Here is a 25,987-nt window from a genome sequence, read left to right as displayed (position 1 = left end):
CAAATCGGGCCAACCAGAGGAGTGGACAGCGTTGCCGTTCGCCGCAACACGCGAATGACGGCTATCGTTTCTTCACACTTCTCAGATCAGATTCTGTTTCATCCGGTCTTCGTCAATTCTCAATTCAGAAAGCATCCGCTTTGCCCATGAAAACGCACCGGAGGTCAGCATGAACACTTCGGGTACCACGACCCACTCGCCTACCCAAACGCCGCCAGAGCGCTCATGTTGGTGCAAGGTAAGTTCCCCGATTTGCTCCGACCGTTGCCGCCCAAGCCTTGCAACGGCTTCGGCAAATTCACTGGCCCGCTGGTTGCGCTTATGATGCATCGAGGACGACGCACCCTTGCCGTTTTCATGGCATTCGCGAACCTCACCAATATCACTGGATGAAAGCAGGTTGATATTGTGGGCTATTTTGCAGATCGTCGCACACAGCGCACCGAGGGCGGTGACAATATCGGCCACGCCGTCACGCGCGTTTTGCCAATGAGGTTCCGCAACGCCCAGACCAAGCGCCTCTGCCATTCGCGCCTTTATCTCTGCCCCCTTTTCATCATCATAAATTGACAAATCCCCTAACGGCCCGCCGATCTGAACCAGCGTCCCGCGCCTTTCAGCTTCGGTGATCACCTCGCGGCGACGTAGAAGCTCCGTGCGCCATACTTCAAACTTGGTCCGGAGCAGCATCGGGATCGCGTGTTGCCCGTTGGTGCGCCCCATCATTCGCGTGTTGAGGTGCGCCTCGATCAGACCCGTCAGGGAGGAAACGAGCTGATCGAGGTCACTCAACACGGTCGCCAGACCGAGCTTCATTTGCATCGCAAGCGCAGTATCCATGATGTCTTGTGTCGTGCTTTTGAAATGGACGAACTTGGCGAGATCCTTACCGACATGTTCGCGCAGTTGCCCGACCAGCCCTACAATGGGTCGTCCGACAAGCCCCATGTCCTCTCGCAAGCGCTCCTGATCTAGCTTTCCAATGCAAAACCCGTCCAGCGCAACGACGACTTCACTCGGCAGGAGACCCACATTACTTTGCACGCGCGCCAGGGTTTGTTCGACTTTGATCCATGCGGAGATTGTGGAAGATTCCGACCAGATACGGCGCATTTCTGTGCTGGAGAAGCTGCCTTGCATGAGCTGCCATTCAAGCATCACCCAACCCTCCCTGCGCCAGTTTACGTTCTTTCATGATGCCGCGAATGCGGAAGGCAATCGCCCCGGCACCAAGGATCAGGAAGGCAAGCGCTATGGGGCGTTCGACGAAGATCAGTGCACCGGCTTCGGACATCAGCAAGGATTGCCGGAACGTCTCTTCTGCGCCTTTTGCCAGAACGAAGGAGATCACGAAGGCCGCAATGTTGAAGTCATATTTGCGCATCAGCCAGCCGACGAAACCAGCACAGGTCATCACCGTCACATCGAACATGGAACCACGTGCCGAATAGGCCGCCACAAAGGCCGTCATGAAGATCAGCGGATAGAGCACATTGGTGGGGATTTTCAGGATCAGTCGGGCGACTTGCGTGGCACCAAAATAGCCGATCAGGCCATAAGCGAGGATGCCGAGCATCCCGCAAGCAAAGAGCTTGTAGACCAGTTCCTTGTCTGTCAGGAACAACGTCGGGCCAACCTGTATGCCGTGGATCAGGAATACGCCCAACAGGATCGCCCCAATCGTCGAGCCTGGAATACCCAATGTCAGCAGCGGAGCCATGGAAGGACCGGATACCGCGTTGTTGGCGGCTTCGGGTGCTGCAACGCCTTCCAATGCGCCCTTGCCCCATTGTTCAGGGTTTTTCGCGCGGCGCTTGCCTTCCCCATAGGAGATGAATGCGGCAATCGCAGATCCCAGACCCGGTAAAACACCAATGCCAGCCCCGATGAACCCACCCCGCACGGCATGGGGCAGGCAAGGTTTGTATTCCTCCCATGTCAGGTCATTGCCGTCAGCTGAGCTTTCGTTTTCCTTGGTCTCGCCAGTTGCTTTGCGGCGTTCTTCAAGCTGCGCAAAGACTTCGCCCAAGACAAAAACGCCAATCATCAACGGCACCAGGCCGATGCCATTGGATAAGTCGAACGAGCCGAACGTGTAGCGCTCTTCGCTGGAAATCGGATCGAGTCCTACCATTGCCACCAAAATACCCAGGAGCGCAGAGGCAAGACCTTTGACAATGGATTTTCCGATTACCGAGCCGATCACCACAAAGGCGGCAAAGTAGATGGCAAAGGTCTCTGGTGGTCCCAGTTTCAGCGCAATTGCGGCGATGAACCCCACGCCAACAACCAACAGAATGTCGCCCATGAGATCGCCGATCACGGAGGAGATCGTGGCAACCTTCATTGCTTTGCCCGCTTTACCAGCGCGGGCCAGTGGATAGCCGTCAATCTGCGTCGCGGCGCTCGCGGCAGTGCCAGGCGTATTGAACAGGATCGCCGCAATAGAGCCGCCATAGCGCCCGGATTTTCCGATCACATAAAGAAAGGCCAGCGCAAAGAGCGGCGACATATAGAAGGTGATGGGCAACAGCATTGCGATTGCAGCCGAGGCTGTCAGACCGGGCGTTGCGCCCACGATCATGCCCACGGCAGCGGCAAGGACGATGGCAAAGAGCAGCATTGGGTCGGTGATGACCGAAAGAAGGGCGGGAAAAATTTCCATGAGACTTACCCCTGTATCCAGTTGAGCAGGTCAAACACTTCGCCATAGGGCGGGAAGACACCAAGCAGCACAAAAAAGATGAGGTGGAACACCAACGGGCAGATGACCACGGAAACCGCAAGACCAATCCAGCTCCGCACACCGAACAAATAAAGCACGATGGGAGCCACTATGGCCGTGGGCATCAAGTAGCCAAACCAGCGGAATGACTGTTGGTAGATCAGCGCAATGATGAACAGCGCGATGATCTGCATAGTGGCACCGCTGTCTCCGCTTGCTGTAGTGACATCTCCGGTCTGACGGGATGCACCCAGCAACAAGAGGCCCGACAAGCCCAGAAGAGCTACGGAGGCAGCAAAGGGCACGATCCCGGCCCAAGTGTCGCCGGGCGATGCAGCGGGCACCTGCCACGCGCCCCAGATGGCCACAAGTGAAACGATGGCCAGCACAAGACCTTCGGCATAAGCGCGCATGTCATCCTCCCTGAATAATGCGTGGACAGAAAGAAGCCGGGAGATCATCGATCCCCCGGCCATGAGGACTTAGTTGGTCAAGCTATCAACCAAAGGAGTGGCGTCCTCTTTCATAGAGCTCAGCGTTGCTTTGGCGTCCGCGCCGCTCTGATAGACAGGGCCGGTCCCACGAGATGCCAGCAGCTCGGCGAACTCAGGCTTGGCCGCAATCTGTTCCAGCGCGGTTTCCATCGCTGTGACAACCTCGGCAGGCGTGCCCTTCGGAGCAAACACGATCACCGGCGAGGAGACTGCGGCAAATGGAATGCCCAACTCTCCAAAAGCAGGCACATCTTTCATGATACCATCGCGTTCTTGACTGTTGACGGCCAGAGCGCGCAGTTGATCTTCGAACCCGGCAAGCTGTTGTACGCCCAGGAAGCCGAAGTCGGCTTGTTCCCCGATCAGAGCAGCGCGGGTTGGCCCGCCACCTTTGAATGGCACATCCTGCGCTTCGATACCGTTATTGGCCAGAAAGCCCAGACCGCCAACATGGTGGAAACCACCGCGGCCTGAATGCGCCCAACGAAGTGAGCCAGGATCGGCCTTGGCCGCGTCGATCACGTCCTGAACAGACTGGAACGGGCTGTCTTTCGGGACCATCAGCGAGGTTCGCAATTGGCCGACCTGCGCAACGAACTCAAAGCTGTCCAGTGCATCAATGTCTGTGTCGCGGGTCATGGTGGACAGCAAGAATGAGCCACCAGAGGTCATCATCATCGTGTAGCCATCAGGCCGTGCGCCAACGACAGAATTGGCTCCATTCAAGCCACCCGAGCCGGGTTTGTTCACGACAACAACCGGCACATCCAAAATGCCTTCGGCTGCCGCTGAGATAGCGCGGGCATAGGCATCAGTGCCGCCGCCTGCCTTGTAGGGTACAACCAGGTTGATCGGGCGTTTGGGCCAGTCAGCCGCAAAGCTGGCTGTGGCTGATGCCACAAGAGCGATGCCTGCCAGTGCGGCAGAAATGAGTGTTCTGCGTTTCATAGAGTCCTCCCAAATTTCTCTCCTTTTCTCACCTAACAGATCACGGAGATTGCGAAAAATGCAAATATGTTTAGTTTACTTGCAAATTTTGTAAGTGACGGTGGCGAACATGAACATCAAAGCGCTTCGTGCATTCAGAGCAACGCTGTCTGAGGGATCACTCGCAGCAGCAGCAAATATACTGCACCTTTCGCAACCAGCGGTCAGCCGGTTGATTTCCGGTCTTGAGGGAGAATTGCGGCTTGATCTCTTTGATCGCAGCGGTCGGAACCTAACCCCAACGCCCGAGGGGCTGGCCTTCTATCGCGAAGCGGGCCGCATCCTCGATAACCTGGATGAGATCCCTGGCATCGCCGCTGAGATTCGTGCAGGCCGCACCCAGAACCTTCGGATCGTCGCAATGCCGCGCATCGCTCGCGCTCTGGCTTCCCCTGCTGTCGGTCAATTTGTTAGGGCAAACCCTGATACCAATGTCAGCCTCGATGTGCGCGCTCGCAGAGAAGCTGGGAAATGGCTGGCGGGTCGGGAATATGACGTAGGCATTGGTGCGCTTCCCGTCGAACACCCCGACATCCAAACCGAGCTGCTGTTGCGCGTGAAAGCACAAGCCGTCGTACCAATTCATCATCCGCTTGCCGATCTGAAGGAAGTTTCCATTGACAATCTGGCTGACGTTCCCGTTGTCCGCCTCATGCACGGATTGCTATTGCGCGATCAATTGGATGATATGTTTCGATCCGCAGGGATACTACCAAAACAGACTTGTGAAGTCGCATCTTCTTCGCTGGCATGTGCTCTCGTAGCAGATGGCGGTGGTGTCACAATAGCAGATGAACTTGTTGCGGCGGATGTAGATAAGACCCGCGTTCAGACGGTCCCAATCACACCTGAACGTTGGATGTCGTTTGGGCTTCTCTTTCCACTGCATTCAGAACCAAACGAAGCGCGCGACCAGTTCGTTGACGTTCTAAAATCTCATGTTGCAACACTCGCGGCATCGAGCCAGTCGATGGAGGTAGTTAGTTAGCAATTTAACTAGTCCCACTGAGCATTCACTTGGAAATTCGACTTTCAGAGAGCCCAGCATCCAGGAAGCTGTCATTGGTGGACAATGCAGCATCGGGCTCGAACTGAACCACTGCCGCGTTGCGACCGTAGGTCTGGTCTGGATTGGCGAACGGCAAGTGCCGCCCGCCAACATGGTTTATATGTCGATTTGCTCGGCGATGCTCAACGCATCTTCAAGTGGTGCGCTATTCTTTCTTTTTAACGCATCACTCTGGACACGGAACGATTGTTAAGAGCAAGGGCAGCTTCTTGCCCTTGCTGGGTCGGTTCCTCAAAAAGGGAACCGATGGTGTGAAGGAGGCGGGTGCTCAACCTCCGGTGGAAGGCCGACGTCCTTTCTCAGGTGAGCTGGCAACTCGGTTCTTCTGCGCAAAACAGGCCGTTCCACGCTTGATCGCCGGGCGAAGGTAGCCGTTAGCCGCAGTAAGTGGCCACGCGACCGGTTGATTGGATTGTAAAGTGATAAGCTTGGCATTGTTCTCTCCATGAAATGATGGAAAGCCGCCACATGAGAAAAACACAAAAAAGGCCGCTCACGAGGCGGCCTTCAGATTGGAAATCTGTCAGACCGCTTTAACGGGCTACTGCGCCTGCCGCGCGAAGCATTGAGGTCTGACAATTCAGCATTTCTGAACTCTCCTGTATCAGGGTGTCCGGTTGGCTAGTTACCAGAGGAGTGGTCTTAATTCAACACCCCATACATGTATTGGTCAAATTCCGCCGGATAACCAGCTCGCAAGCGTTGGGAATAAACCAACGTATTGTTCTATTTGCAACCAGTGGCGACGGCGGCGGCATTTGACATTTCTCAAACGCTGCGTTCGCAGCGAATAGCGGCTCTGCCTGGCCGCATCGCAGCATTGTGTTAGCGTTTCGGAGATCCACTTTGGGCCGTTTGTGATGGCGTGGCGGCTACTCACGTGCGGTTGCGGAAAGCCATTGACCAGAACTCCCTTGCGCTAACATAACGCAAAAGCGGCCTCAGTCGTTCCTGGTAATGTGCTAGACTGCCGTGAAACAGAATGGGCCCTGACATGATTTCGCACGAGAACACGCGCAGGCTCTTTGAAGTTGTTGGTGAAAATCCAAAAGCCCATTTGAGCCCGTACTGCTGGCGCAGTCGCATAGCGCTGGCACATAAACAACTGAGTTTTGAATCAGAGCCATGGCACATAACCGAAAAGCAACGGATCGCAAGATCCGGGGGTGTGACGGCGCCGGTTCTGGTGGATGGTAATCAGTGGGTCCGGGACAGTTGGTGCATTGCGTCTTATTTGGATGACACCTATCCGGGCCATCCACTTTTTGCCAGCCCATCCGACAAGGCAAAGTCGCTATTCGTCAATCACTGGGCAGACAACACGCTGCACCCTCTGATCTTTCGCGCTGTCATAGCGGAGCAATTTCCCCTGACGGCGAATTGCGACAAGGATTACTATCGGGAACGAACCCTGCGCAAATTCGGCCAGACCGTCAAAGAGATCGGAGCTGACCCTGAATTCTCACGTCACGCGATCAAACAAGCACTGAGCCCGCTTGAGGCAACGCTCGCCGAAATCCCGTTCCTGGGCGGCGTAATGCCAGATTATTCGGACTATATACTGTTCGGTACATTCCAGTGGACCCGGGTTGTCAGTCTGACGGCATTCTGGCCGCCAGAGAACGCTCTGCACCGCTGGTTCGAAGAGCTGCTCGACGCATTCGATGGAATGGGGCGGGCACAACCGCCGCGCAGCGCTCTTTAATGCAGTAACTCCGATCGGTGAGTGCGAATATAATCTGCCGTGCGAAACACCAACGCAGCCAGCGTAGCCGTCGGGTTGATGGCGCCGGGCGTTGGAAACAGGCTTGCGCCGGCGACAAACAGATTGTCGATTTCATGCACCTGCCCATATGAATTCGTCACCGATGCCGATGCATCGTCGCCCATGATTGTTCCGCCCATCATGTGCATAGGATTTCGCGGGCCCGCCCAGGCATCAGTAGCCCCCGCCGCATTGAAGATACGAAGACCCTCAGCCCTGGCCAGCTCTGATCTGGAGGCATTTGCCTGTGGAAGAGAGTTTTGCACATGGGCTTGCGGTAACCCATATCGATCTTTTTTTGATCCATCGAGCGTGACACGGTTTTCCGCAATACTATCTTCCTCGCACAACACTGTCATATTACCATAGTGCAAACTGGCTTGACGCAAATATGCGTCCAGAGCCTCGCCGTACAATTCGGGTTTGGCCAGAGCAGTTCCCAACAGATCGTTGGGTTTTGCAGCCTGCCCGACAAGCCAGGCGCGGCTGCCAAAGGAACCCTTTGCCGGTTGCTTGTCCTCATAGCCATCCAGGCAGAGCGTATTTGCACCGGACACACCCGAATGCGGTTCCGTTTCCTGCGAGAAAAGCCCGTGGATGGTCGTGAGGGCATGGGACGTGAAATAGCGCCCCAATGCCCCGCTGCCATTGCCCAGCCCATCGGGATGTTTGTCGCTGGACGACAACAGCAGCAGCCGTGCATTCCAGATCGTGTGACACGCCGAGATGATAATGCCTGCGGGTTGCAGGTTTTCTCGGCCCTGTTCATCAAGATACACAACCTCGGTTGCCTTAGACCCCGAAGGGTCTGTTTCAACCCGCGCTACATAGGCGTTGTGGCGAAGTTCGACCCCAGCTTTTCTGGCCCGCGGCCATTGTAGTACCAGTGGGTTGGCCAATGCCCCGATTGGGCAGCCCGCGTCGCACCAGCCGTCAAGTAAGCATCCTGACCGGCCATCATAGGGAACGGAGTTTACTGCCAATGTGTTTGTCGTGAGTTTCAGCCCTTCGGCTTCAAACCCGGGCTTGATGGCCTGTGACTGTTTGGAGATTGAAATGGCAGGCATGGGATAGGGCTCGCCGGGCGGCGCATTAGTATCTTCATCGCCAGAAACGCCAAAATAAGACTGCGCGTGGTCATACCATGGCCGCATGTCATCATATCCGATGGGCCAGTCCAGACTACGCCCGAACAAAGACCTGACTCGAAAATCGTCAGGATGCAGCCGATACCAGTTCGCATACCAATGCAGGCCCGCACCACCGGTCCCCCAACCCATGGCAAAGTTTGCGGCCCCCACCAGATCGCCTGTTTCCCGGACCTCCGGCCCTGCCCATCTGAGACGTCGAGACCAGATCTGCGAGCTGATCATATCCGAAAGCTGGCGCTCCGGCCCGGCCTCCAGAACTAGAACATTGAACCCCGCCTCACCTAGCTCGGCCGCCATCGTGCTGCCGGCGATGCCAGAGCCGATGATCACGACTTCGACCTTATCGTGTAAGATTTTGGTCATTGGTCCTCTGTGTTTCGGGTTTCTCCTGGGTTAGCAGAGTTGCTACCAAGGCCGGGGTGGCGGAATATGCGCAAGATAGGGAATATTCAAATTCGCAAATCCCGCCTGCGTGCCATAAACAACATCCACCGCGTCGCTGCGTGAAATGAAGTAAAAGAAAATCGGATCTGGATCGGTCCAGACCTGCGTTTCCGACGCAATTGCCGCCTCAATCAGTTTCATCCGCTGACCAACCGTTGACCGTGCAAAGGACAAGCCAAACCGGTGCAGGCATTCTATTTCAATGCCCAAAATCCCTTTGCGGTAAAATCCTGCCATGTCGCTGGCATCGAGGTATCTGAGAAGTAACAGGGACGCGGCCTGATCTCCTGCGAGGTTTTCGTCGACAAACCTGGCGACCCCGGCCTTGTCTGCGCCAGAAACGATGGACGCACACCATGCAGCCAGGGTCTCAGCTTCGGTTGTTGTGAGTATCTTGTAGCTGTCGTTTTCGACGGTCTTTGCCTCCGCGTTTCTGGAAAGGCTGCGCATTACGATGTTTGCCCAGAACGTCGTCGGGATCACACGAGTCAAAAAGCGTCGTCTTCCCATCATTCGATCTGTCTCCACCTATCGCAAACAGAAACTCTGATCACCGGGCTGTGCCCACCTTATCAGTTTCCGGTCAAACCGTCATATACGCCTGACTACCGACGGAATCCAAACTCGGTGTCAAAGATTGCGGGAGACATTCCTTTGAACAGATCGCCCAGCTTTTCAAGCTCAGCCTGAGGGCCATGTAACTCGACCCCGGTGATCTCGACCAGCTGTTGCGTGGACTCAAAGATATGATTGCCCAATTCCATATGACGGATCACTGCATCGGCGTTGTCATAGTCTTCGCGGGATACAACTTTTCCACCGGCACCGAAACTGTAGGCTGACGCCAAATGGCCGGGTTCTTGCCTACGCAGTTCAATGATTTTGGAACAATTTTCTCTGAATGCCGCTGCATGTGATTCTAGAATCGTCATATAGCCAACGACTGTTACAATCTGCGGGACGGACACAATAGTTTCTCCTACAATTCGAATTTGAATACACCACAAGACTAAGTGTATTCCACCCGCAGGTAAAATGGTGGTGGGTACCCGAGTTCGGACACCAAGGAACACAGATGTATTCGTCCATGAGTAAAATCGTACATGCATAACAAGAACATTCAGCACTGGTTACCACCGTACTCCCAATCTCTGGGCCTCGAACTGGTGTCCGTTTCAATGGAGGAAGTGGTGGCGAAACTGCTGGTCCGAGAAGACATGGGCAACCGAAACGGGGTGATGCATGGTGGTGCGATCATGGGGGCAGCAGACTCCATAGGAGGAGTAGCAGCAGCAGTGAACCTTGACAAAGACGCCAGTACAACAACCCTGGAGAGTAAGACGAACTTCATCCGATCGGTGCGGATTGGCGACCAGATCACTTTGACCTGTATTCCCCTGCACCGCGGTCGAAAAACAATGATTTGGCAGACCACGATTGCCCGGCCCGATAGTCGTACTGCGGCGATTGTGACCCAAACGCAACTCACTCTGGATTGGAACGGTTAAACCACCAGGTTCATAGCTGGCTGAGCTTGCAATCAGAAGCCATAATCAGGATTTGCCCGTGATCTGTGAGTTCGGCGCTTTCATAATTCGCACGTGCAGTGAAAGGCAGCAAAGCGGGCTGCGCGCGCAGCAACTATGCACCTCACTGAGTGACCGCATTGGGCCGTCCGCGTGGTCAATTATTTGCGGGGCAGGGGGGCTCTGCTGCAGCCGCACCAAGGTTCAGAAGAGCCCATTGTTGACGTTCGCAGGGTAAGTTTCCTCAGTCATGCAGGGCGATGAGAGCGCATTCACTGCGTGAACCCACACGTCACAAGTGGGGTCAGAATCGGAAGCTAGCTTTCAACATTCGCTGCAAAATCTGTATTACCGCTAGACAATCTGATTGCCCAGAACACATTCGCCAATTGGCGCAAGTATCAAGCTCCGCGCATTCGAAGGCTATGGATGAGCTTGCGATCTTCCTTTGAATAATGTTTGCAAAGGTGCTCCGTTTGGATCGCACTGATTTTGTCGCTCTGCAAAAATCCTTGCGAAACAAGCGTTAGAGTGGTCAGACTTACATAGTCACAAAGAGGAAAAGCCGTACCGAGACTGGTGAAATCAGAAGATGCCACACTTAAGCGTGGCCGCCCTCACAGGTGACATGACGGTTCCCGGCTCAAAGCTGGCAGCTGGATAATTATGGGAGGAAAGATTTTGAAAGAACTTACAAACACACTTGCTGGCTCACTGATCGCATTCGCCGCTTCCATGGGTGCTGCGCAAGCCGACAAGCTGACATTCTACTGTTCGGCGCAGGAAGACTGGTGCCAGCTGATGGCGCGCAGCTTCGAGGACGCCACCGGCATTGACGTGAACATGACTCGCAAATCCTCTGGCGAGACCTTTGCGCAAATCCGTGCGGAAAGCTCAAACCCAAAAGGAGATGTCTGGTGGGGCGGCACGGGTGACCCGCACCTTCAAGCGGCCGAAGAAGGTTTAACTATGGAATATGTCTCGCCCATGCGTGACCAGTTGCATGACTGGGCAATTTCACAGGCTGAAAGTGCTGGCAACAAGACCATCGGTATCTATTCGGGTGCGTTGGGCTATGGCTACAACTCTGACCTCCTGGCAGCCAACAACCTGCCTGAACCCGCCTGCTGGAAGGACCTGCTCAAGCCGGAATATAAAGGGCACGTTCAGATGGCGAACCCGAATTCGTCCGGAACTGCCTACACGACGCTGGCGTCGATGGTGCAGATCTTTGGCGAGGACGAGGGGTTTGAGTTCATGAAAGGCCTTCACGCCAACATAAATCAGTACACGAAATCCGGTTCAGCACCCATCAAGGCCGCGGGTCGTGGCGAGAACACGATCGGCATTGTCTTCATGCATGACGCGGTCAAGCAAGCGGTGTCAGGCTTCCCTGTAAAGGTCGTAGCCCCCTGCGAAGGCACTGGTTACGAGATCGGTTCGATGTCGATCATTGAAGGCGCTCGCAACGAAGAAGAAGCCAAGAAGTTCTACGACTGGGCGCTGAGTGCCGAAGCGCAGAACCTCGCGCTTGAAGTCAATGCCTTCCAGGTCCCATCCAACAAGGGTGCGCAAACATCTGAAAGCGCCCCGGATATGAGCCAGATCAAGCTGATCGACTATGACTTCAAAAAGTACGGCTCCTCTGATGAGCGCAAGCGTCTGCTGCAAAAGTGGGACGAAGACGTTTCGGTGCTGCCGCAGTAAGTGACTAACACTGCGAAAACCAGGACCCACCCGGTATTGATCTTCTGGATCATTGTCGGGTGGGTCGGCTACGTCCTGCTGCCATGGTACATGGTTGAGGATGGCCTTTGGTCATTTCAATGGCTCTTTAGTGGCTATCCGTTTGATGAAGATTTTGCGCCCGCTCTGTTTCTGATCGGGCAGGGTGAAAAGCTCTGGCTTGCACCCTTGCTGATCCCGCTGGCATTGCCGATTCTGGTGTTGGGGAAACCTAAATCTGATCCGATCTACGCTAAGATCCTGATACTTGCGGGTGCACTGGGCTTTGGCTGGCTGATTGCGCAAGGCTTCGGGATCGGCATTCGCGGCTTCAACTTCGACTGGCTCAAGGTCCTGTTTGGCGAGCCAAAAATTCGACAGTTCGGTATGGGGTATGGCGCGATGCTCTGTGCGTCTGCCTTCCTGTTCCTGCTCACGCAGGGCATCGCGGCGCGCGGTGCAGTCAACGGCGATGTGTTTGTCGTCAGCGCGATCGGCGGCGTCATTACAATCGTCACGGCCTTCGTGTTCTTTCCAATTGCCAACATGCTATTTTCGGCCTTTGTGACCGAAGACGGCGCCTATTCGGTATCTGTATTTGCCTCGAAATTCTTTGATGACCGTCTCTGGGGATTGGGTTGTTTTTGGGGTGCGAAATGCGGCGCCGCGTGGAACTCCCTCTTTTTGGCCATTCTCGTCGGCCTGATCACCACGGTTCTGGGACTTTGTTTTGCACTTGTGGTCACCAGGTCAGGGTTTCGGTTCAAGCGCGGGATGCGCGCGCTGACGGTTTTGCCAATCATCACGCCCCCCTTCGTAATCGGGCTGGCCTTGATCCTACTCTTCGGTTTATCCGGGTCGGTCACAGTCTTTTTCGCCGATCTTTTTGGCGTGCAACCGTCGCGGTGGCTCTATGGAATGCCGGGTGTCCTGATCGCCCAGACGTTGGCCTTCACCCCCATCGCATTTCTGGTGCTGATCGGTGTTGTCGAAGGCGTATCGCCGTCGATGGAGGAAGCCGCCCAAACGTTGCGCGCCAATAGGTGGCAAACCTTCCGAACGGTGTCGCTGCCCCTGATGAGACCCGGTCTGGCGAATGCCTTTCTGCTCGGCTTCATCGAAAGCATGGCCGACTTCGGCAACCCGCTTGTTCTAGGCGGTAATTTTGACGTTCTGTCGACCGAGATTTTCTTTGCCATCGTCGGCGCGCAATATGATCAGGGTCGGGCCGCCGTGCTGGCCATGGTGCTGCTCTTCTTCACGCTGTCTGCCTTTTACGCGCAGCGCGCCTGGCTCGGTAAGAAAAGCTACACCACCGTTTCCGGCAAGGGGGACGCCGGCGTGCATCCGCTGATGCCCAATGGGCTGGCAATACCCGTGCTCGCCATCGCGACCATCTGGGCGCTGTTTACAGCGGTTGTGTACGGCATGATCATTTACGGCAGCGTCGTTGAGCTTTGGGGCGTCAACAACACGCTCACCTTCAAACACTATGTCACCGCCTTCTCAGTGCGCATTGAAGAGGAAGGCATCCGCTGGACGGGTGCTGCATGGGACAGTTTCTGGACCACCATCAGCATTGCGGCAATAGCGGCTCCGCTGACGGCAGCTGTAGGATTGGTGACCGCCTACTTGCTCACTCGCCAAAATTTCGCCGGAAAGAACGCCTTCGAATTCGGAACGATGCTGTCCTTTGCCATTCCCGGTACCGTCATCGGGGTCAGCTACATCCTGGCTTTCAACGTTCCCCCGATCGAAATTACAGGTACTGGTGTGATCCTCGTGATCAGCTTCATTTTCCGCAACATGCCCGTTGGCGTGCGTGCGGGTATCGCATCCATGTCGCAACTGGACAGGTCGCTTGATGAATCCTCGCTGACGCTGGGTGCAAACTCGTGGCAGACGTTCCGACGCGTGATCCTGCCCCTGCTCAAGCCCGCCATCCTAGCGGCACTCGTCTACAGTTTTGTCCGCGCGATGACCGCGATCTCTGCAGTCATTTTTCTGGTATCGGCCGAATACGACATGGCAACCAGCTACATCATCGGGCGCGTCGAGAACAATGATTACGGCCTTGCCATCGCCTATTCCACCACGCTGATCTTCGTGATGCTGGCATCTGTAGGGCTTTTGCAATTCCTCGTGGGCCGCGTGCAGATCGGTCGGCGCACCCAGATCGGAGCGGAAAGAACGACATGACGGATACCAACATTGCTAGTAAAGCCGCGCCGGTTCGGTTTGAAGGAGTGTCAAAAGTATTTGGCAAAGATGTCGTGGCCGTCGACAACATCGACCTGCATGTGGAAGCAGGTAAACTGGTGACGCTCCTGGGACCATCGGGCTGCGGCAAAACAACGACGCTGCGCATGATTGCCGGTCTGGAGATGGCCAGCTCGGGCAGGATCGTGATTGGCGATCGCGACGTGACCAAGCTGCCCGCGACTGATCGCGATGTGTCTATGGTGTTTCAGTCTTATGCTCTGTTCCCACATATGAGCGTGCTGGAAAACGTGATGTACGGTTTGACATTCTCTGGTTTTGACAAGAGCGAGGCCAGATCGCGCGCGCTCAACGGGTTGGAACTGGTGGGCCTCAAAGGCTTCGACAACCGTTTGCCTAGCGAGCTATCAGGAGGCCAGCAACAACGTGTCGCAGTCGCCCGCGCGCTGGTGCTGGAACCGCAGGTGCTGCTCTTCGACGAACCCCTGTCGAACCTCGATGCCAAACTGCGCCGACAGGTGCGCGAAGACATTCGCTCCATTCAGCGGGACCTCGGACTGACGGTTGTCTATGTAACCCACGATCAGGAAGAAGCGCTTGCCGTGTCTGACGAAATCGTCGTCATGCGTAACGCCGCCATCGCCCAGATCGGCACACCACGGCAACTCTATGACGCACCAATCGACCGCTTCGTGGCTGACTTCATCGGTGAAGCGAACCTGATCGAGTGCAAAATCGTCGAAGTCGATGGCGATCAGGCGACAATCGACATCGAAGGACACCGCCACAGCTTGCCCTCTCGCGATTTGCCCGTGGGGCCGGCAACGCTGGCGGTGCGTCCGTCCCGCATCCTAATCGGATACGAAACCGGCATCCCGGCACAAGTCTCCAAGGCTACCTATGTCGGCGTGCGCATGGAATACACGCTGACCGGCGCATTCGGACAGGTGTTTGCCGTGCAGGACGACGTGGATGACCCGTTGCAACCGGGCACTGACATCAAAATGGCTTTTGCAGACCGGGGACCGGTTTTGCTGCCAAAGGGCTGACATTGCCGAAACTCGTTATCATTTCGCACCCGGAAGTGGTCGTGAACCCAGAGATCGCAATCACCAACTGGGAACTGAGTGAGGTGGGCCGCACCCGGGCCGAAGCATTTGCAAATGCGCCGATCATGGCCTCGGTCAGCGCCATCTGGTCCAGCACCGAACGCAAGGCAGAACAGACAGCTGCGATCCTGGCCAAACCGCACGGCCTTGAGGTGAAGGTAAACCCGGCGCTGGGCGAAAACGACCGCAATGCCACCGGTTTCCTGCCACCGCACCAGTTCGAAGCCGCCGCCGATGCATTCTTCGCTGCACCCGACGTGAGCTTTCGCGGCTGGGAAACCGCGACAGGTGCTCAGGCCCGGATTGTCGGGGCAGTCACGTCAATCATGGACGCGCACGATGGTGGTGATCTTGCCATCGTAACCCATGGCGCGGTTGGGACGCTGCTTTGGTGTCATCTCTCCGGAGTGCGGATTGATCGCCAGCACGACCAGCCTGGGCAGGGGCATTTCTGGAGCGCTGACTTGGACACGCTGCGCTGTGACACCGGCTGGCGGGCTATCGCCTGAAGCAAATCAGACGTGCCATGCCTTCTCGCAAATTGCTTTGAGATCATCAAAGATCTTTGGCGTACCGGCAATGACGCGGCCACCATTGCGGATCATTTCATTGGCGTCCTGTTCTTCGACGACACCACCGGCCTCTGCGATCAACAGTTGACCGGCAAGACAGTCCCACGCGTTCATATGCTCTTCGACGTACCCCAACAGCCGGCCTGCCGCGACATAGGCAAGCGACAGCGCGCCGCTTGCATTGCGATGATACATGGCCCCGCGTTCGATGATGGCTGAAATGATTGGGATCACCTTTGCCGCTTCGATGCGGTTCGAATATCCGACCGAGACGGTCCCGCTTGCCATATCGACGCCTGATGCGACCTGCATTGGCTGCCCGTTGAGCGTTGCTCCCGCCCCCCGCATGGCGACATAGGTCTCAGCCACGTTCGGCTCGTGAATGACACCGATTTGTGTTTGTCCCTCTGCAACAACCGCCAGGACGATCGTCCACGCCGGAATGCCGTTTACGAAGTTCGTGGTGCCGTCAATTGGGTCGATCACCCAGTCAAACCCGCTGGACCCTGATTTCGCATCATGCTCCTCTCCGAAGATTCCGTCATCGGGATAGGCCTCGGTTATTTTTTCTCGAACATACGTCTCGACATTCCGGTCGGCTTCGCTGACCCAATCCTGAGCACCCTTTGCGTCCACCACCAGAGTGTCTCTATTTCCAAAATATCTAATAGCCAACGCGCCTGCTTCTTCAGCCACTTTGGTGGCGAACATACTTCGATCAGAGATGCTATGCACTCGACCCTCCTGCCGTTAAATTCTGTTTCTGATTATGAACAATAGGCGGTGCCGGGCGTCAGCACCACCAAGCAACATCGAAACCCTTTCGTCGATTTCTTCAGATACATATTACGACAACGAAATGAAGCCCCAAACTAATGGTGGACAGCGGACCTATGCAATTGATGTCTCTTACGTGAAGGCCCGCTTTGAGCGCGTTGTAGCCCAAAGCTGACTAATTTCCGACGGTACAGCATAAGCCCAAAAAACCCTTGACTGACCATAAATGTAGCGACTGCTTTGTCCGCGATCTGTGAGTTCGACGAGGCCCAGAGTTCGCGGTTGCAGCGAATGACCGCAAAGCGAGCTGCGTCCGCAGCATTTGGAGTCCATGCTCAAGGTTGGCTTAGGGCCGGTCTTCATATCTGTCAGGTTTGAGGCAGACGGTATTCTGCACCGCCTCGAAGCTTAGCTTAGAAAGCTGTTACACGTTCAGGCTATGCGGGTCTCTCTTCTTTTTGTGACTACAATTGCGGCCAGTATAAAAGCGCAAGCAATGGCTTGGGGCGTTGTTATTGCCTCGCCAAAGGCAAAAAAACCTACTGCAAACATTGTGGGCAATTCTATGCTGCCAGCAATCGCAGTCTGGGAGGCGCCGATCATTGGTGAGCAGACAGTGTAAATAAGCTGAGGGACAAGCGCAGTGACTAGACCTATTCCAACAATCAATAGCCAGTCGGACGGGTTCCGGGGAAGTAACTCCGTCATTTCAGCAGTCAAAACAAGCGGTGCAAGACCGATTATGGAGCCAAGTGAAACAGACGCGATACGTGCCAGTGGCGCGATCCGAGACAGCCGATGCACCAGTACGCAAATGCCAAACCCAAATCCAAACGGAGCCGCAAGTGCGATCAGCAGCGTTGGTATATGCTCTTTGGATGCGGATGCGGGTGATCCTGCGATGATTGCTGCCATCACAATCAGACCAGAGGCCAACAAAGCGCGACGCGTGGGTGCATCAGCGAATAAAACCCAAGCGATCACAAGAGTGAACACAGGATAAGTCATATAGAGAACGCCCACGGTCGATGCGGGTAGCGTCTCTAGCGCCGTCACGTACCCGATCCATCCAAGTCCCATCACCGCACCTGCTGACAGACCCCAGACAATTACGCGCCATGCTTTTCGGTGTGAGATTAGAACTGGAAGGAGCAGAATTGCCGCAACAATATAACGATAGAATGCAACTGCATAAGGTGCGATGCCCTGCTCAGTCAGCGCGCGGCTAAAGTACGGAACCAGCCCAAAGCAAACGCATGCAAAAAGAACACCCAGCATTGCCAGGCCATAAGGAATGGCTGGCTTTTCTTGCGTCGAAGTATTTGTCATGTACCGGGGCTACCATGCGATTGCGGATGTGTCTTTAGAGGGTTTTTGAAAGGTCGAATGGGCTCTTGATCAGGGTTTGCCCACGCAGGGACTACGGTATTCTGCAATGCGGGTTGCCGTCGCTATATCGAAGACAGCCGCTGGCTGGTCAATCTGGGTCAGGGTCGAATTTAGCAAATACCAATTCATATTGCGTTAAGTCACTCAGGTATTGCCAAAGTAGTCTATCGACACTCAAGACTTCTTCTGGAGAATCTCTATCATCAGATGCTGGAGCAGGATGATCGTCTTCGCGTCACGAATGTCACCGCTTTCAATCATTTTCATCGTTTCAGAAAGGGGAACCTCCAAGACCTCAATGTCCTCTCCTTCATCAGACTTTCCACCGCCGTTGGCGACTTTATCCGATGCTGAATAGACACCTTTGAAAAAGGAAAGATACTCGGTGACGGAACCAGGGCTCATGTAGACGTCGAACAAATGCGTCAGAGTTGACGTTTGAAATCCCGTTTCTTCGAGCAGTTCAGCGCGCATCCGACCATCGGCGTCCGATCCTTCCAGGAGTCCCGCAGGTGCCTCGATCAGGGCTTCTATCCCACGATTCAGAAACACCGGCAGTCTGAATTGACGGGTCAACAGTACACAAATCGTTTCGGGATTAAACAAACGGCAAGTTGCGCCATTGCCCCGGTCGTAGGTTTCACGCGTCTGACGCTGCCATTCGCCGTTTCGGCGACGCAGTTCGAATTCGTATTTTGTCAGAATCCCCCAGTGGTCCGCTAGAATTTCACTTGAAATCAGCCGAAACATTCGTTTTCACCTTTCGATTGCGTCGGTGATGCGCATGTTCAATTCGAACTGCGATACCGTAGGTTCAGCGCCTATTGCTTGAAGAAACGCGTGGAATTCATCCGACCTGCCATCAACATTTAGCAAACGCAATTTGTCACCTGGGTGGCAGGCTGCAATCAGTGACTGGGCAATTCCCTCGCGACGGCGGTCTTTTCGGACCCCAATCTGGGCAACTGTTCGCATTTCGGGGCTTGCAACGACATAACCCGCCAAACCGCGGGTGTCTGATACAGTCCAACACTTCACATCACTGGCAACCGCCGCAATCGCATCGGAACTGTTTTGCCAGGATGGCAGCACCTCTGCCAACGCTTGCGCCTTTCCTTCGATTTCCGCCCAGGACGTCTGCTGCACATCATGTTCGGGTGATCCCGGCAAAGGCGGCAGTTCATAGCACTCCAGTCGTCGCGCAATTACCATTCCTAAGGCAGTGTAAAGATCGAGTGCTTTTTGGTTGCCTGTCAGAACTTCGGTTTGGAAGTTGGTAATGCGTTCGTTTCTTAAGCCGACCAAACAGTCTTCGGCAAGTTGACGAGCCAGCCCCTGACGCCTGAACTCGGGGCGTGTTCCACTTGAGATCAGGTAAGCATGGTTGTCGCGCACGGCCATCAACCAGATTGCTGCAATATCTCCTCCGACGAACGCAATGCGTGAGGCCTTATGGCTCAAGCCGCGTTGCCGCATCATAAGGCTAAACTCCCGGTCCGATAGTTCCATCGGCACCGCGTAGTCCGAAAATGCCCTGTTCATCGCATCGCGCAGGACATCACCTGAAACATGCTCGGCTGTTTTGATTTTCGCGTTCATCATCACCAACTTTGGCTATATTAGTATAACGGGCGCTGCGGGGGATCAGCGAAGTCCATCCCGATGTCTTTCTTCATATGACTTGACCAGTATTGAATGTCTTCTGGCTGGGGTCTCCGTCTTGGCGAGAGTAGGAAGTTAACATGGAACAAAGCCAGAAATCGTTTAAACAACGGCGGAGTGGGCATATCACTCTCCCATTTGTTGAATTGATGGTTTATGCTGATCAGCGCAGAAAAATATGAGATGAACCAATTTGCATTGGTGCGTAGGCATAAGGACTGTTTATGGTTGATCGAACCACCTTGCCTCCGCTGGCTGCGATCCGGGTCTTTGAAGAGGCCGCGCGGTGCAAAAATTTCACGCTAGCGGCAGACAAGCTTGGAATGACCCAAGCGGCCGTCAGCTATCAGATCAAGATTCTTGAGGAACGGGTTGGCGCGCCGCTGTTCATACGTGAAGCCCGCGGTGTGTCACTGTCAGAAATCGGAGATGTATTTGCTGAGAAAGCCACTGAGGCCCTCAACATCCTGAGCGATGCCTTTGCCGAAGCTAAGGGTATTTCGCAACAGACATTGGCGATCAGTGTCATCCCGACTTTCGCCACCAACTTTCTGGCGCGAAAGCTGGGCGGGTTTCAGATGGAAAACCCGAACATTGCGGTTCGAGTCGAAGTCAGCGAAAGCCTGGTTGATTTTTCAGCCAGCGGTTTTGACGTGGCTGTACGCGGCGGTCAGGGAAACTGGCGCGGGCTGGCAAGCCACCTTCTGATCCCAACTCGTTTTACCCCGATGCTCAGCCCGGACTTGGCCGCCACGATCGGGGGCGTCCACACGCCTGAGGATCTTTTGCGGCTGCATATCCTTTCGCCCGCAGACCCTTGGTGGAACCGTTGGACAGCAGCCGCAGGATTAGAGGGCACTGATCGGACCGGCGAAGTCCGGCAACATTTTGGTCCCCAGGTTTTGGAAGCCAGCGCCGCGATTGCTGGGCAGGGTGTCGCGATGCTGACCCCCGCTTTTTTCCAGGATGAGTTGAAAAGCGGGCGGTTGATACAGCCCTTCGGTCTGACATGTGAGGATGGATCAGGCTACTGGCTGGTTTTTCCCGAAAGTCATCGGCATTCGCAAAAGATCAGGACTTTCAGGAAATGGTTGGACATAGAAACGCAGGACTGGCGTACCTGATCAGGTCACCCGTCTAGTCCAAGGGCGGCAGCCTGGGTTCGAAGACGAATGATTTCACGATCGAAGTGTTCGTTTCCGCCCGGTCATGAAAAGGCAGAAGAATCTCGTCCAACTCTGCCACATCTTTCAGCAGCAGCCGGGCAACGTAACAATCGTCACCGGTAACCCGGTCGCAGGACGAAAAACGGGGCTGTTCCTCGATCATCTTCTCAACGATGTGCAATTGCCCGCTGCGTGGCTTGATCCGGACAAGAGCCTGAATTGTATAACCAAAGCGGCGTAGGTCTATCTGTGCACCAAACCCGGCAATGAACCCGTGGTGTTGTAGGTTGCGCAGCCGTTCGCCGACCGCCGGGCCAGTGAGGCCGACTGCCTTACCAATATCGGATAGGCGGGTACGGCCATCAGATTCGAGGATCTCTACAATCTGGCGGTCCGTTTGATCCAGTTCTTTCGACATGAAGGAAGACTACCCAAAAGGGCATCGATGCAAAAGAAGTTTCAGAAAACTGCCTTCGACAGGGTTGGGACAATCGAACGCCATTCCCCTTAGGATTCTGACAACGATAGACAGGAGTTTCCCATGAACATTCAAAGAACCGCGGCGTTCAGCCAAGGATCAGAGGGCGGCAACCCGGCAGGGGTTGTGCTTCTGGAGAACGCGGTCAGTGAAGACGAGATGGCGCGCGTCGCGTCCGACGTCGGGTATTCAGAGACTGCTTTTGCCGTGGCGCAAGATGATGGGGGCAAAAATTGGAGGGTGCGGTACTTCTCACCGGAATCTGAGGTGTCGTTTTGCGGCCATGCCACAATCGCCCTTGGCGCCGCATTGGGTGAACAAAACGGTGAAGGCACATATACACTCGTTCTGAACGAAGCCACAATTACTGTGGATGTCGCTGCCACTCCAGAAGGCATGTTCGCCACTCTTTCATCGCCGCCTACGAAAAGTCGTTCTATGACAGAGGGCGAGGCTGAGGATGTGCTGGCGCTTTTTGACCTGACGTCAGAGGATCTCGATCCTCGACTGCCGCCGGCGCATATTCACGGTGGTGCCAGCCACATCGTGCTGCCTCTGAAAGGCCGCGCGCGGCTTGCTGCGATGGACTATGATCTGGACGAGGGCCGCTCGGTGATGCGCAAACATGATCTGGTGACAGTGATGTTGGTGTATATCGAAGATTATCAGTCCTTTGTGGTGCGCAACGCGTTCGCCTCGGGCGGTGTGTTAGAGGATTCAGCGACTGGTGCTGCCGCCGCCGCTTTTGCCGGTTACCTGCGCGACAGCCAGTGGCCTCATGGCGGCAGCTTCACTATTCGCCAGGGCGAAGACATGGGTAGCCCGTCTTTGATCAAAGTCACATTGGACAATACGAAAGGCGCATCTGTACAGGTCTCGGGCAGGACGCGGGATATCCTATGAACAGCCTGCCCGGCATCATCCAATCTTATGTCTATGCCTACAATCGGATGGACGTGGCTGCCATGTTGGCTTGCCTTTCGGATGACGTCACATTTTGCAATGTCTCGGGTGGGGAAGTCACGGCTGTAACCTCTGGCAAACAGGCATTTGCAGAACTGGCAAGTCTCGGTGTTCAGGCATTTGCGAGCCGCCACCAAAAGGTCGTGAATGTCATATCCGTCGTAGATACCACGTTGATGGAAGTCGACTATTCTGCCGTGGTTGCCCTCGATCTGCCCAACGGATGGAAAACCGGACATAATTTGCAGTTTCGTGGTGCGTCGGCATTTCGCATCGCGGACGGATTGGTGGTCAGTATCGTCGACCAAAGCGGACACAGCGAAAAAACGGGCTGATGTCGAGCAATCTCATTTTGTTGGTCCTCACAGCAAACCCAGTCTAACCGACTGTGGCCTTAACGGCGACTTGGAAACGGAGCAAAAAATGATCACACGATTGGCCCCAAACACATTGCGTGCTGTGCCGGAGCAGTATCAGGGCATTTATGTACATGGCACTCAGATTTCGGCACCAAAGACACTGATTTGTCTGTCCGGACAGATTGGTGTTTCACCCGATGGCGAGACCCGTGAAGGGTTCGAACAACAGTGTTATCAGGCGATGAATAATGTCGAAGCTCTGCTTGCCGATGCTGGGCTGGGCACCGCAGACATTTTGCGTGTCATCTACTATGTGACCGAAGCTAAATACCTGCCGGCGCTGTCCAAAGCTCGTCAAGCTCGTTGGAACCAAGGGCAAGCCCCTGCGGTCACCACGTTGGTTGTGGCAGGTTTAGCGGCACCTGATCTTCTTGTTGAGATCGAAGTAACAGCCGCACGGTAATTGCGATGCCCGATCAGATATGGGCACTTGTTATGTTTGCTTTGGTGGCCACTGGCTCTCCTGGTGGTGCGACCACGCTCGCCACCGCATCTGGTGCGTGGTTTGGATATGGACGCAGTGTTCCACTGATCCTTGGTATGGCGCTTGCGCTTGCCGGGTTGGTGGGTGTGTCCGGGGCCGGTCTGGCCAAGACACTTCAAACAGCACCTGTTCTGGAAATGAGCGTAAAGGTCATCGGTTCCATATATCTGATTTGGCTTGCCGCGAGAATTAGTTTGGCCGGTCCTCCTTCGCCAACGCAAACTGATGAGGAAACTCCAATCAGTCTTGTGAGTGGCGTCATACTTCTCATGGTAAACCCAAAAGCCTGGGCTATGGCTTTGGGCGTTGCCTCGTCGTTTTCCAAGCTGGCCAGCAGCCCCTTGGTGTTGGGTGGCATACTGGCCCTGGTATTCGCTCTTTCGGCTTGTCTTTCCCTGACGATCTGGGCGCTGGCTGGCGGCCTCGTTGCCCGTTGGCTGAGCGCCGAATGGCACTGGCATTTGTTCAACGGCACCATGGCACTGCTGTTAACAGTTTCAATCGTACAGTTGTGGGTTTGAGGAGGCTGCCCCTTAGGCCAAGCCACAAATCATCATTGACATCAATGATGTCATTATGACATTTTTGATGACATTATGAACGACTCGACAGAACTTTATGACTTCATTCGGCTTGTGCGCCCGCTCTACAAGGTTTTGGAAAGCGCTGTTGCACGTGAATTGGGTGGCACCGGACTGACCGTTACAGAGCGGGCGGTGCTAGAGCAACTCCATGACCATGGAACACTTCCTGTGCCGCGGATTGCTGACCGACTAATCGCGCCCCGGCAGTTTGTTCAAAAGACCGCGAATGCGCTGATTGAAAAAGGTTTGGTCGAGCGCCGCCAAAACACCGCGCATCGCCGTTCAAAGCTCCTGGCGCTGTCACCAATCGGGGCCGAATTGATCGAAACTGTTTTGGCACGCGAGGCGGTCAACATCGCGCGCGTTTCAGAACGCTTGTCACCCGAAGAGATCGCGACCGCTGTGCGCGTCGCAGAAGCGATGATTGAGGGATTTGAAGAAAAGGAGACGAAAGATGATTGATGTCTTTGAGGGAGAGTGCCTTTGCGGTGCCGTTAAATACCGCGTAAATGCTGCCCCAATCATATCGGGCGCTTGCTACTGCCGTGACTGCCAGAAGACCTCTGGCGGTGCGGAAGCTCATGGAATGATGTTTTCTGCATCAGCGGTAATCGTTGTACGGGGAACACCAACGACATTCAGGCGCAAGGTCGAAAGCGGAAACGATGTGTTTCGGCAGTTTTGTCCGGATTGCGGAGTGCACGTCATATCCTGGAATAGTGCCGCGCCAGAATACAAAGCAATCAAAGTCGGAACGTTGAAGGATCCGTCGGTTTATCAAAGTCAGGGCAGTTTATGGGTTTCTTCCGCTCAATCTTGGCATCGTCCTGACCCGAAGTTGCCTCAACATGCAAAGATGCCATGCGTTGCGGAGCTGTCGACGGCTCAGTAAGAACCTGGCACCCTCTTTGTTGTTATGGCCGCGGAATGAATTCGAAGGATTCTGTAGAGCCGTGAGCCGTTAACCAGCGCCGAAGAAACGACGCATGAGTTTGAATACCCACTGATTTTGCGCTCGCAGCGAATGTCGGGAAAGCGGGCTGCGCACGCAGCATTGGCACGACAGGCTGAATGTCGGCTCTGGGCCGTTCGGTATTAAGGAGTGGTGATAGGCGGAGTCTCTTGTCGCTTAGCTGACAGCGCATTTCCGGCGATAGCGGCTAGCAGAACAGCACCACCGATCAACGTGTACAGGCTCGCGGTTTCCCCAAGAAACAGCCAGACCCATAGCGGGCCGAGTAGGACTTCGGCCAGAGACAGAAGAGCGAGCTCTGCTGCCGGGAGGCTGCGGGAGCCCAGCGTGTATAGGATCAGCCCTGCGCCAACTTGGAACACACCCATGCCCACCGCGATGCCGCCGTCATTGGGGCTCGGTACGATGGAGAGCCCAAGGCTAAGGCATATCGCCAAAGTAATGACGATCGCGAAAAGGCCCGACAGGAAAACTGCGGGCAGCATTTCCCCTGTGCGGCCCCAGCGTAAGGACACGGTGAAGACAGCAAAGCCGAGGGCCGACCCGAGCGCGGCAAGGCTGCCCTTCAGAGCCACACTGCCGGATTTGTCGGCAAACATGATTCCAACTCCTCCGATCGCCACCGCGATCGCCACCCATGTTACGATGCGAACGGGTTCCCGCAAAACGATCCATCCGAGCACTGCAGCCATGAAAGGCGCTGTCGCAAATAGAAGCATGGCATTCGCAACCGAGGTATTCTGGATCGCGTAGATCCCACCGGAATAGGCTGCAACCAGTGAAAGCCCCGCCGTCATGACCGGGGTGCCGATGCGGCGGATCTGAACAAAGGGGCTTTCGCCGGACCGCACCCTGATGAACACGTACAAGAACAGCGACATGCTAATCGACCGGTAAAGTAGTATCTGCCACACTGCGGCGTCTTCGATCAGGCGAATTCCAAGCCCGACTGTTGACCACAGAACCCCTGCCGCGAAGACGAAGAGCACGCCGTATTTGTGGGCGTCTGTGTCTAAAGATGATGGCGCTAAGGGAGTCATGTTGGGTCGATCAATGAAGTGGTTCCGTTAAGGCTAACGCTTTGGTGAGTGCTTCGACCACTTATTTGCGACATTTATGCGATTGGCCCCCTGCGGCGATGGACATCGAAGCTGCCGCGTGAATTACGAATGGCTGCAACGGTGACACTGCGCCGCCCCATCTAGTTACAGCGGCAAAGTCAGGAAAAGGGCCGACCCTTTAGGTGCGGATGGCATTCCACGAGTCAGGTATTGCGGTGCATCCGAAGTCTTCTGTGAGCCTGTA

27 protein-coding genes are annotated in these 25,987 nt (G+C 55.1%); 14 read left to right on the top strand and 13 right to left on the bottom strand.

The window, feature by feature from the left end; genetic code table 11:
* Nucleotides 1–81 precede the first annotated feature (81 nt).
* The 4 genes from ACR0JA_RS22410 to ACR0JA_RS22395 form a co-directional block, all read right to left on the bottom strand.
* Nucleotides 82–1,158, bottom strand: a complete 1,077-nt coding sequence (locus ACR0JA_RS22410; protein ID WP_480579828.1) for a lyase family protein — start codon at nt 1,156–1,158, stop codon at nt 82–84.
* On the bottom strand, nt 1,151–2,665 hold the full coding sequence (locus ACR0JA_RS22405) for a tripartite tricarboxylate transporter permease (RefSeq protein WP_480579826.1): 1,515 nt from the start codon (nt 2,663–2,665) through the stop codon (nt 1,151–1,153). The genes ACR0JA_RS22410 and ACR0JA_RS22405 overlap by 8 nt, the downstream gene beginning before the upstream one ends.
* A gap of 5 nt (nt 2,666–2,670) precedes the next feature.
* Complete coding sequence (locus ACR0JA_RS22400) at nt 2,671–3,138, bottom strand: tripartite tricarboxylate transporter TctB family protein (protein ID WP_480579824.1); 468 nt, start codon at nt 3,136–3,138, stop codon at nt 2,671–2,673.
* A gap of 69 nt (nt 3,139–3,207) precedes the next feature.
* A complete protein-coding gene (locus ACR0JA_RS22395) occupies nt 3,208–4,167 on the bottom strand; it encodes a Bug family tripartite tricarboxylate transporter substrate binding protein (RefSeq protein ID WP_480579822.1) in 960 nt (319 codons plus the stop codon).
* A 109-nt stretch (nt 4,168–4,276) separates the two neighbouring features.
* On the opposite strand from ACR0JA_RS22395, the gene ACR0JA_RS22390 reads away from it, so the two are divergent.
* Nucleotides 4,277–5,194 (top strand): LysR family transcriptional regulator, encoded by a 918-nt coding sequence (locus ACR0JA_RS22390; RefSeq protein WP_480579820.1) that lies wholly within the window; start codon nt 4,277–4,279, stop codon nt 5,192–5,194.
* A gap of 1,063 nt (nt 5,195–6,257) precedes the next feature.
* Complete coding sequence (locus ACR0JA_RS22385; RefSeq protein ID WP_480579818.1) at nt 6,258–6,980, top strand: glutathione S-transferase N-terminal domain-containing protein; 723 nt, start codon at nt 6,258–6,260, stop codon at nt 6,978–6,980.
* Here ACR0JA_RS22385 and ACR0JA_RS22380 read toward each other — a convergent pair.
* The 3 genes from ACR0JA_RS22380 to ACR0JA_RS22370 all read right to left on the bottom strand — a co-directional run bounded on the left by ACR0JA_RS22380 (nt 6,977) and on the right by ACR0JA_RS22370 (nt 9,744).
* Nucleotides 6,977–8,554: a GMC oxidoreductase gene (locus tag ACR0JA_RS22380; protein ID WP_480579816.1), complete on the bottom strand. Its 1,578-nt coding sequence runs from the start codon at nt 8,552–8,554 to the stop codon at nt 6,977–6,979. The two genes, ACR0JA_RS22385 and ACR0JA_RS22380, sit on opposite strands and share 4 nt — an antisense overlap.
* Nucleotides 8,555–8,596: 42 nt before the next feature.
* A complete protein-coding gene (locus tag ACR0JA_RS22375) occupies nt 8,597–9,148 on the bottom strand; it encodes a gluconate 2-dehydrogenase subunit 3 family protein (protein WP_480579814.1) in 552 nt (183 codons plus the stop codon).
* A 92-nt stretch (nt 9,149–9,240) separates the two neighbouring features.
* Nucleotides 9,241–9,744 (bottom strand): antibiotic biosynthesis monooxygenase, encoded by a 504-nt coding sequence (locus ACR0JA_RS22370; protein ID WP_480579856.1) that lies wholly within the window; start codon nt 9,742–9,744, stop codon nt 9,241–9,243.
* Between ACR0JA_RS22370 and ACR0JA_RS22365 the strand changes: the two genes are divergently transcribed.
* The 5 genes from ACR0JA_RS22365 to ACR0JA_RS22345 all read left to right on the top strand — a co-directional run bounded on the left by ACR0JA_RS22365 (nt 9,739) and on the right by ACR0JA_RS22345 (nt 15,724).
* Nucleotides 9,739–10,143 (top strand): PaaI family thioesterase, encoded by a 405-nt coding sequence (locus ACR0JA_RS22365; RefSeq protein ID WP_480579812.1) that lies wholly within the window; start codon nt 9,739–9,741, stop codon nt 10,141–10,143. The genes ACR0JA_RS22370 and ACR0JA_RS22365 overlap by 6 nt on opposite strands.
* 699 nt (nt 10,144–10,842) lie before the next feature.
* Complete coding sequence (locus tag ACR0JA_RS22360) at nt 10,843–11,868, top strand: ABC transporter substrate-binding protein (protein WP_480579810.1); 1,026 nt, start codon at nt 10,843–10,845, stop codon at nt 11,866–11,868.
* A 90-nt stretch (nt 11,869–11,958) separates the two neighbouring features.
* On the top strand, nt 11,959–14,085 hold the full coding sequence (locus ACR0JA_RS22355) for an ABC transporter permease (RefSeq protein WP_480579854.1): 2,127 nt from the start codon (nt 11,959–11,961) through the stop codon (nt 14,083–14,085).
* On the top strand, nt 14,082–15,155 hold the full coding sequence (locus tag ACR0JA_RS22350) for an ABC transporter ATP-binding protein (RefSeq protein WP_480579808.1): 1,074 nt from the start codon (nt 14,082–14,084) through the stop codon (nt 15,153–15,155). Before ACR0JA_RS22355 ends, ACR0JA_RS22350 begins: the two co-directional genes overlap by 4 nt.
* Before the next feature lie 2 nt (nt 15,156–15,157).
* The gene (locus tag ACR0JA_RS22345; protein ID WP_480579806.1) at nt 15,158–15,724 is read left to right on the top strand and encodes a histidine phosphatase family protein; all 567 of its coding nucleotides are present in this window, start codon (nt 15,158–15,160) and stop codon (nt 15,722–15,724) included.
* Between the two features lie 6 nt (nt 15,725–15,730).
* Here ACR0JA_RS22345 and ACR0JA_RS22340 read toward each other — a convergent pair whose 3' ends face one another.
* The 4 genes from ACR0JA_RS22340 to ACR0JA_RS22325 form a co-directional block, all read right to left on the bottom strand.
* Nucleotides 15,731–16,522, bottom strand: coding sequence for an inositol monophosphatase family protein (locus tag ACR0JA_RS22340; RefSeq protein WP_480579804.1), 792 nt, complete (start codon nt 16,520–16,522; stop codon nt 15,731–15,733).
* Between the two features lie 474 nt (nt 16,523–16,996).
* Entirely contained in the window at nt 16,997–17,893 is an 897-nt protein-coding gene (locus ACR0JA_RS22335; protein ID WP_480579802.1) for a DMT family transporter, read from the bottom strand.
* Nucleotides 17,894–18,127: 234 nt separating this feature from the next.
* A complete protein-coding gene (locus tag ACR0JA_RS22330; RefSeq protein ID WP_480579800.1) occupies nt 18,128–18,703 on the bottom strand; it encodes a GDP-mannose pyrophosphatase in 576 nt (191 codons plus the stop codon).
* Nucleotides 18,704–18,709: 6 nt separating this feature from the next.
* A complete protein-coding gene (locus tag ACR0JA_RS22325) occupies nt 18,710–19,552 on the bottom strand; it encodes a GNAT family N-acetyltransferase (protein WP_480579798.1) in 843 nt (280 codons plus the stop codon).
* Between the two features lie 287 nt (nt 19,553–19,839).
* On the opposite strand from ACR0JA_RS22325, the gene ACR0JA_RS22320 reads away from it, so the two are divergent.
* Complete coding sequence (locus ACR0JA_RS22320) at nt 19,840–20,739, top strand: LysR substrate-binding domain-containing protein (protein ID WP_480579796.1); 900 nt, start codon at nt 19,840–19,842, stop codon at nt 20,737–20,739.
* A gap of 13 nt (nt 20,740–20,752) precedes the next feature.
* Here ACR0JA_RS22320 and ACR0JA_RS22315 read toward each other — a convergent pair whose 3' ends face one another.
* On the bottom strand, nt 20,753–21,199 hold the full coding sequence (locus tag ACR0JA_RS22315) for an Lrp/AsnC family transcriptional regulator (protein ID WP_480579794.1): 447 nt from the start codon (nt 21,197–21,199) through the stop codon (nt 20,753–20,755).
* Nucleotides 21,200–21,322: 123 nt separating this feature from the next.
* On the opposite strand from ACR0JA_RS22315, the gene ACR0JA_RS22310 reads away from it, so the two are divergent.
* The 6 genes from ACR0JA_RS22310 to ACR0JA_RS22285 all read left to right on the top strand — a co-directional run bounded on the left by ACR0JA_RS22310 (nt 21,323) and on the right by ACR0JA_RS22285 (nt 24,601).
* A complete protein-coding gene (locus ACR0JA_RS22310) occupies nt 21,323–22,162 on the top strand; it encodes a PhzF family phenazine biosynthesis protein (RefSeq protein WP_480579792.1) in 840 nt (279 codons plus the stop codon).
* Nucleotides 22,159–22,557 carry a nuclear transport factor 2 family protein gene (locus tag ACR0JA_RS22305; RefSeq protein ID WP_480579790.1) on the top strand — a complete coding sequence of 133 codons (399 nt, stop codon included), beginning with the start codon at nt 22,159–22,161 and terminating at the stop codon, nt 22,555–22,557. Before ACR0JA_RS22310 ends, ACR0JA_RS22305 begins: the two co-directional genes overlap by 4 nt.
* An 88-nt stretch (nt 22,558–22,645) precedes the next feature.
* Nucleotides 22,646–23,044: a RidA family protein gene (locus ACR0JA_RS22300; RefSeq protein ID WP_480579788.1), complete on the top strand. Its 399-nt coding sequence runs from the start codon at nt 22,646–22,648 to the stop codon at nt 23,042–23,044.
* 5 nt (nt 23,045–23,049) lie between these two features.
* Nucleotides 23,050–23,646: a LysE family translocator gene (locus ACR0JA_RS22295; protein WP_480579786.1), complete on the top strand. Its 597-nt coding sequence runs from the start codon at nt 23,050–23,052 to the stop codon at nt 23,644–23,646.
* A gap of 114 nt (nt 23,647–23,760) precedes the next feature.
* Complete coding sequence (locus ACR0JA_RS22290; RefSeq protein ID WP_480579784.1) at nt 23,761–24,171, top strand: MarR family winged helix-turn-helix transcriptional regulator; 411 nt, start codon at nt 23,761–23,763, stop codon at nt 24,169–24,171.
* Nucleotides 24,164–24,601 carry a GFA family protein gene (locus ACR0JA_RS22285; RefSeq protein ID WP_480579782.1) on the top strand — a complete coding sequence of 146 codons (438 nt, stop codon included), beginning with the start codon at nt 24,164–24,166 and terminating at the stop codon, nt 24,599–24,601. Before ACR0JA_RS22290 ends, ACR0JA_RS22285 begins: the two co-directional genes overlap by 8 nt.
* A gap of 203 nt (nt 24,602–24,804) precedes the next feature.
* Here the strand turns inward: ACR0JA_RS22285 and ACR0JA_RS22280 are convergent, their stop codons facing one another.
* The gene (locus tag ACR0JA_RS22280) at nt 24,805–25,722 is read right to left on the bottom strand and encodes a DMT family transporter (RefSeq protein ID WP_480579780.1); all 918 of its coding nucleotides are present in this window, start codon (nt 25,720–25,722) and stop codon (nt 24,805–24,807) included.
* Nucleotides 25,723–25,987: the final 265 nt, after the last annotated feature.

Source organism: Ruegeria sp. AM4, from assembly GCF_056540665.1.
This window is presented reverse-complemented; position numbering and strand designations above follow the sequence as displayed.

Excerpts from the sequence above, each read along its gene's own strand:
- ACR0JA_RS22410 (WP_480579828.1), bottom strand. The coding sequence starts at position 1,158 with ATGCTTGAATGGCAGCTCATGCAAGGCAGCTTCTCCAGCACAGAAATG.
- ACR0JA_RS22405 (WP_480579826.1), bottom strand. The coding sequence starts at position 2,665 with ATGGAAATTTTTCCCGCCCTTCTTTCGGTCATCACCGACCCAATGCTG.
- ACR0JA_RS22400 (WP_480579824.1), bottom strand. The coding sequence starts at position 3,138 with ATGCGCGCTTATGCCGAAGGTCTTGTGCTGGCCATCGTTTCACTTGTG.
- ACR0JA_RS22395 (WP_480579822.1), bottom strand. The coding sequence starts at position 4,167 with ATGAAACGCAGAACACTCATTTCTGCCGCACTGGCAGGCATCGCTCTT.
- ACR0JA_RS22390 (WP_480579820.1), top strand. The coding sequence starts at position 4,277 with ATGAACATCAAAGCGCTTCGTGCATTCAGAGCAACGCTGTCTGAGGGA.
- ACR0JA_RS22385 (WP_480579818.1), top strand. The coding sequence starts at position 6,258 with ATGGGCCCTGACATGATTTCGCACGAGAACACGCGCAGGCTCTTTGAA.
- ACR0JA_RS22380 (WP_480579816.1), bottom strand. The coding sequence starts at position 8,554 with ATGACCAAAATCTTACACGATAAGGTCGAAGTCGTGATCATCGGCTCT.
- ACR0JA_RS22375 (WP_480579814.1), bottom strand. The coding sequence starts at position 9,148 with ATGATGGGAAGACGACGCTTTTTGACTCGTGTGATCCCGACGACGTTC.
- ACR0JA_RS22365 (WP_480579812.1), top strand. The coding sequence starts at position 9,739 with ATGCATAACAAGAACATTCAGCACTGGTTACCACCGTACTCCCAATCT.
- ACR0JA_RS22370 (WP_480579856.1), bottom strand. The coding sequence starts at position 9,744 with ATGCATGTACGATTTTACTCATGGACGAATACATCTGTGTTCCTTGGT.
- ACR0JA_RS22355 (WP_480579854.1), top strand. The coding sequence starts at position 11,959 with ATGGTTGAGGATGGCCTTTGGTCATTTCAATGGCTCTTTAGTGGCTAT.
- ACR0JA_RS22350 (WP_480579808.1), top strand. The coding sequence starts at position 14,082 with ATGACGGATACCAACATTGCTAGTAAAGCCGCGCCGGTTCGGTTTGAA.
- ACR0JA_RS22335 (WP_480579802.1), bottom strand. The coding sequence starts at position 17,893 with ATGACAAATACTTCGACGCAAGAAAAGCCAGCCATTCCTTATGGCCTG.
- ACR0JA_RS22330 (WP_480579800.1), bottom strand. The coding sequence starts at position 18,703 with ATGTTTCGGCTGATTTCAAGTGAAATTCTAGCGGACCACTGGGGGATT.
- ACR0JA_RS22325 (WP_480579798.1), bottom strand. The coding sequence starts at position 19,552 with ATGAACGCGAAAATCAAAACAGCCGAGCATGTTTCAGGTGATGTCCTG.
- ACR0JA_RS22320 (WP_480579796.1), top strand. The coding sequence starts at position 19,840 with ATGGTTGATCGAACCACCTTGCCTCCGCTGGCTGCGATCCGGGTCTTT.
- ACR0JA_RS22315 (WP_480579794.1), bottom strand. The coding sequence starts at position 21,199 with ATGTCGAAAGAACTGGATCAAACGGACCGCCAGATTGTAGAGATCCTC.
- ACR0JA_RS22310 (WP_480579792.1), top strand. The coding sequence starts at position 21,323 with ATGAACATTCAAAGAACCGCGGCGTTCAGCCAAGGATCAGAGGGCGGC.
- ACR0JA_RS22305 (WP_480579790.1), top strand. The coding sequence starts at position 22,159 with ATGAACAGCCTGCCCGGCATCATCCAATCTTATGTCTATGCCTACAAT.
- ACR0JA_RS22300 (WP_480579788.1), top strand. The coding sequence starts at position 22,646 with ATGATCACACGATTGGCCCCAAACACATTGCGTGCTGTGCCGGAGCAG.
- ACR0JA_RS22295 (WP_480579786.1), top strand. The coding sequence starts at position 23,050 with ATGCCCGATCAGATATGGGCACTTGTTATGTTTGCTTTGGTGGCCACT.
- ACR0JA_RS22285 (WP_480579782.1), top strand. The coding sequence starts at position 24,164 with ATGATTGATGTCTTTGAGGGAGAGTGCCTTTGCGGTGCCGTTAAATAC.
- ACR0JA_RS22280 (WP_480579780.1), bottom strand. The coding sequence starts at position 25,722 with ATGACTCCCTTAGCGCCATCATCTTTAGACACAGACGCCCACAAATAC.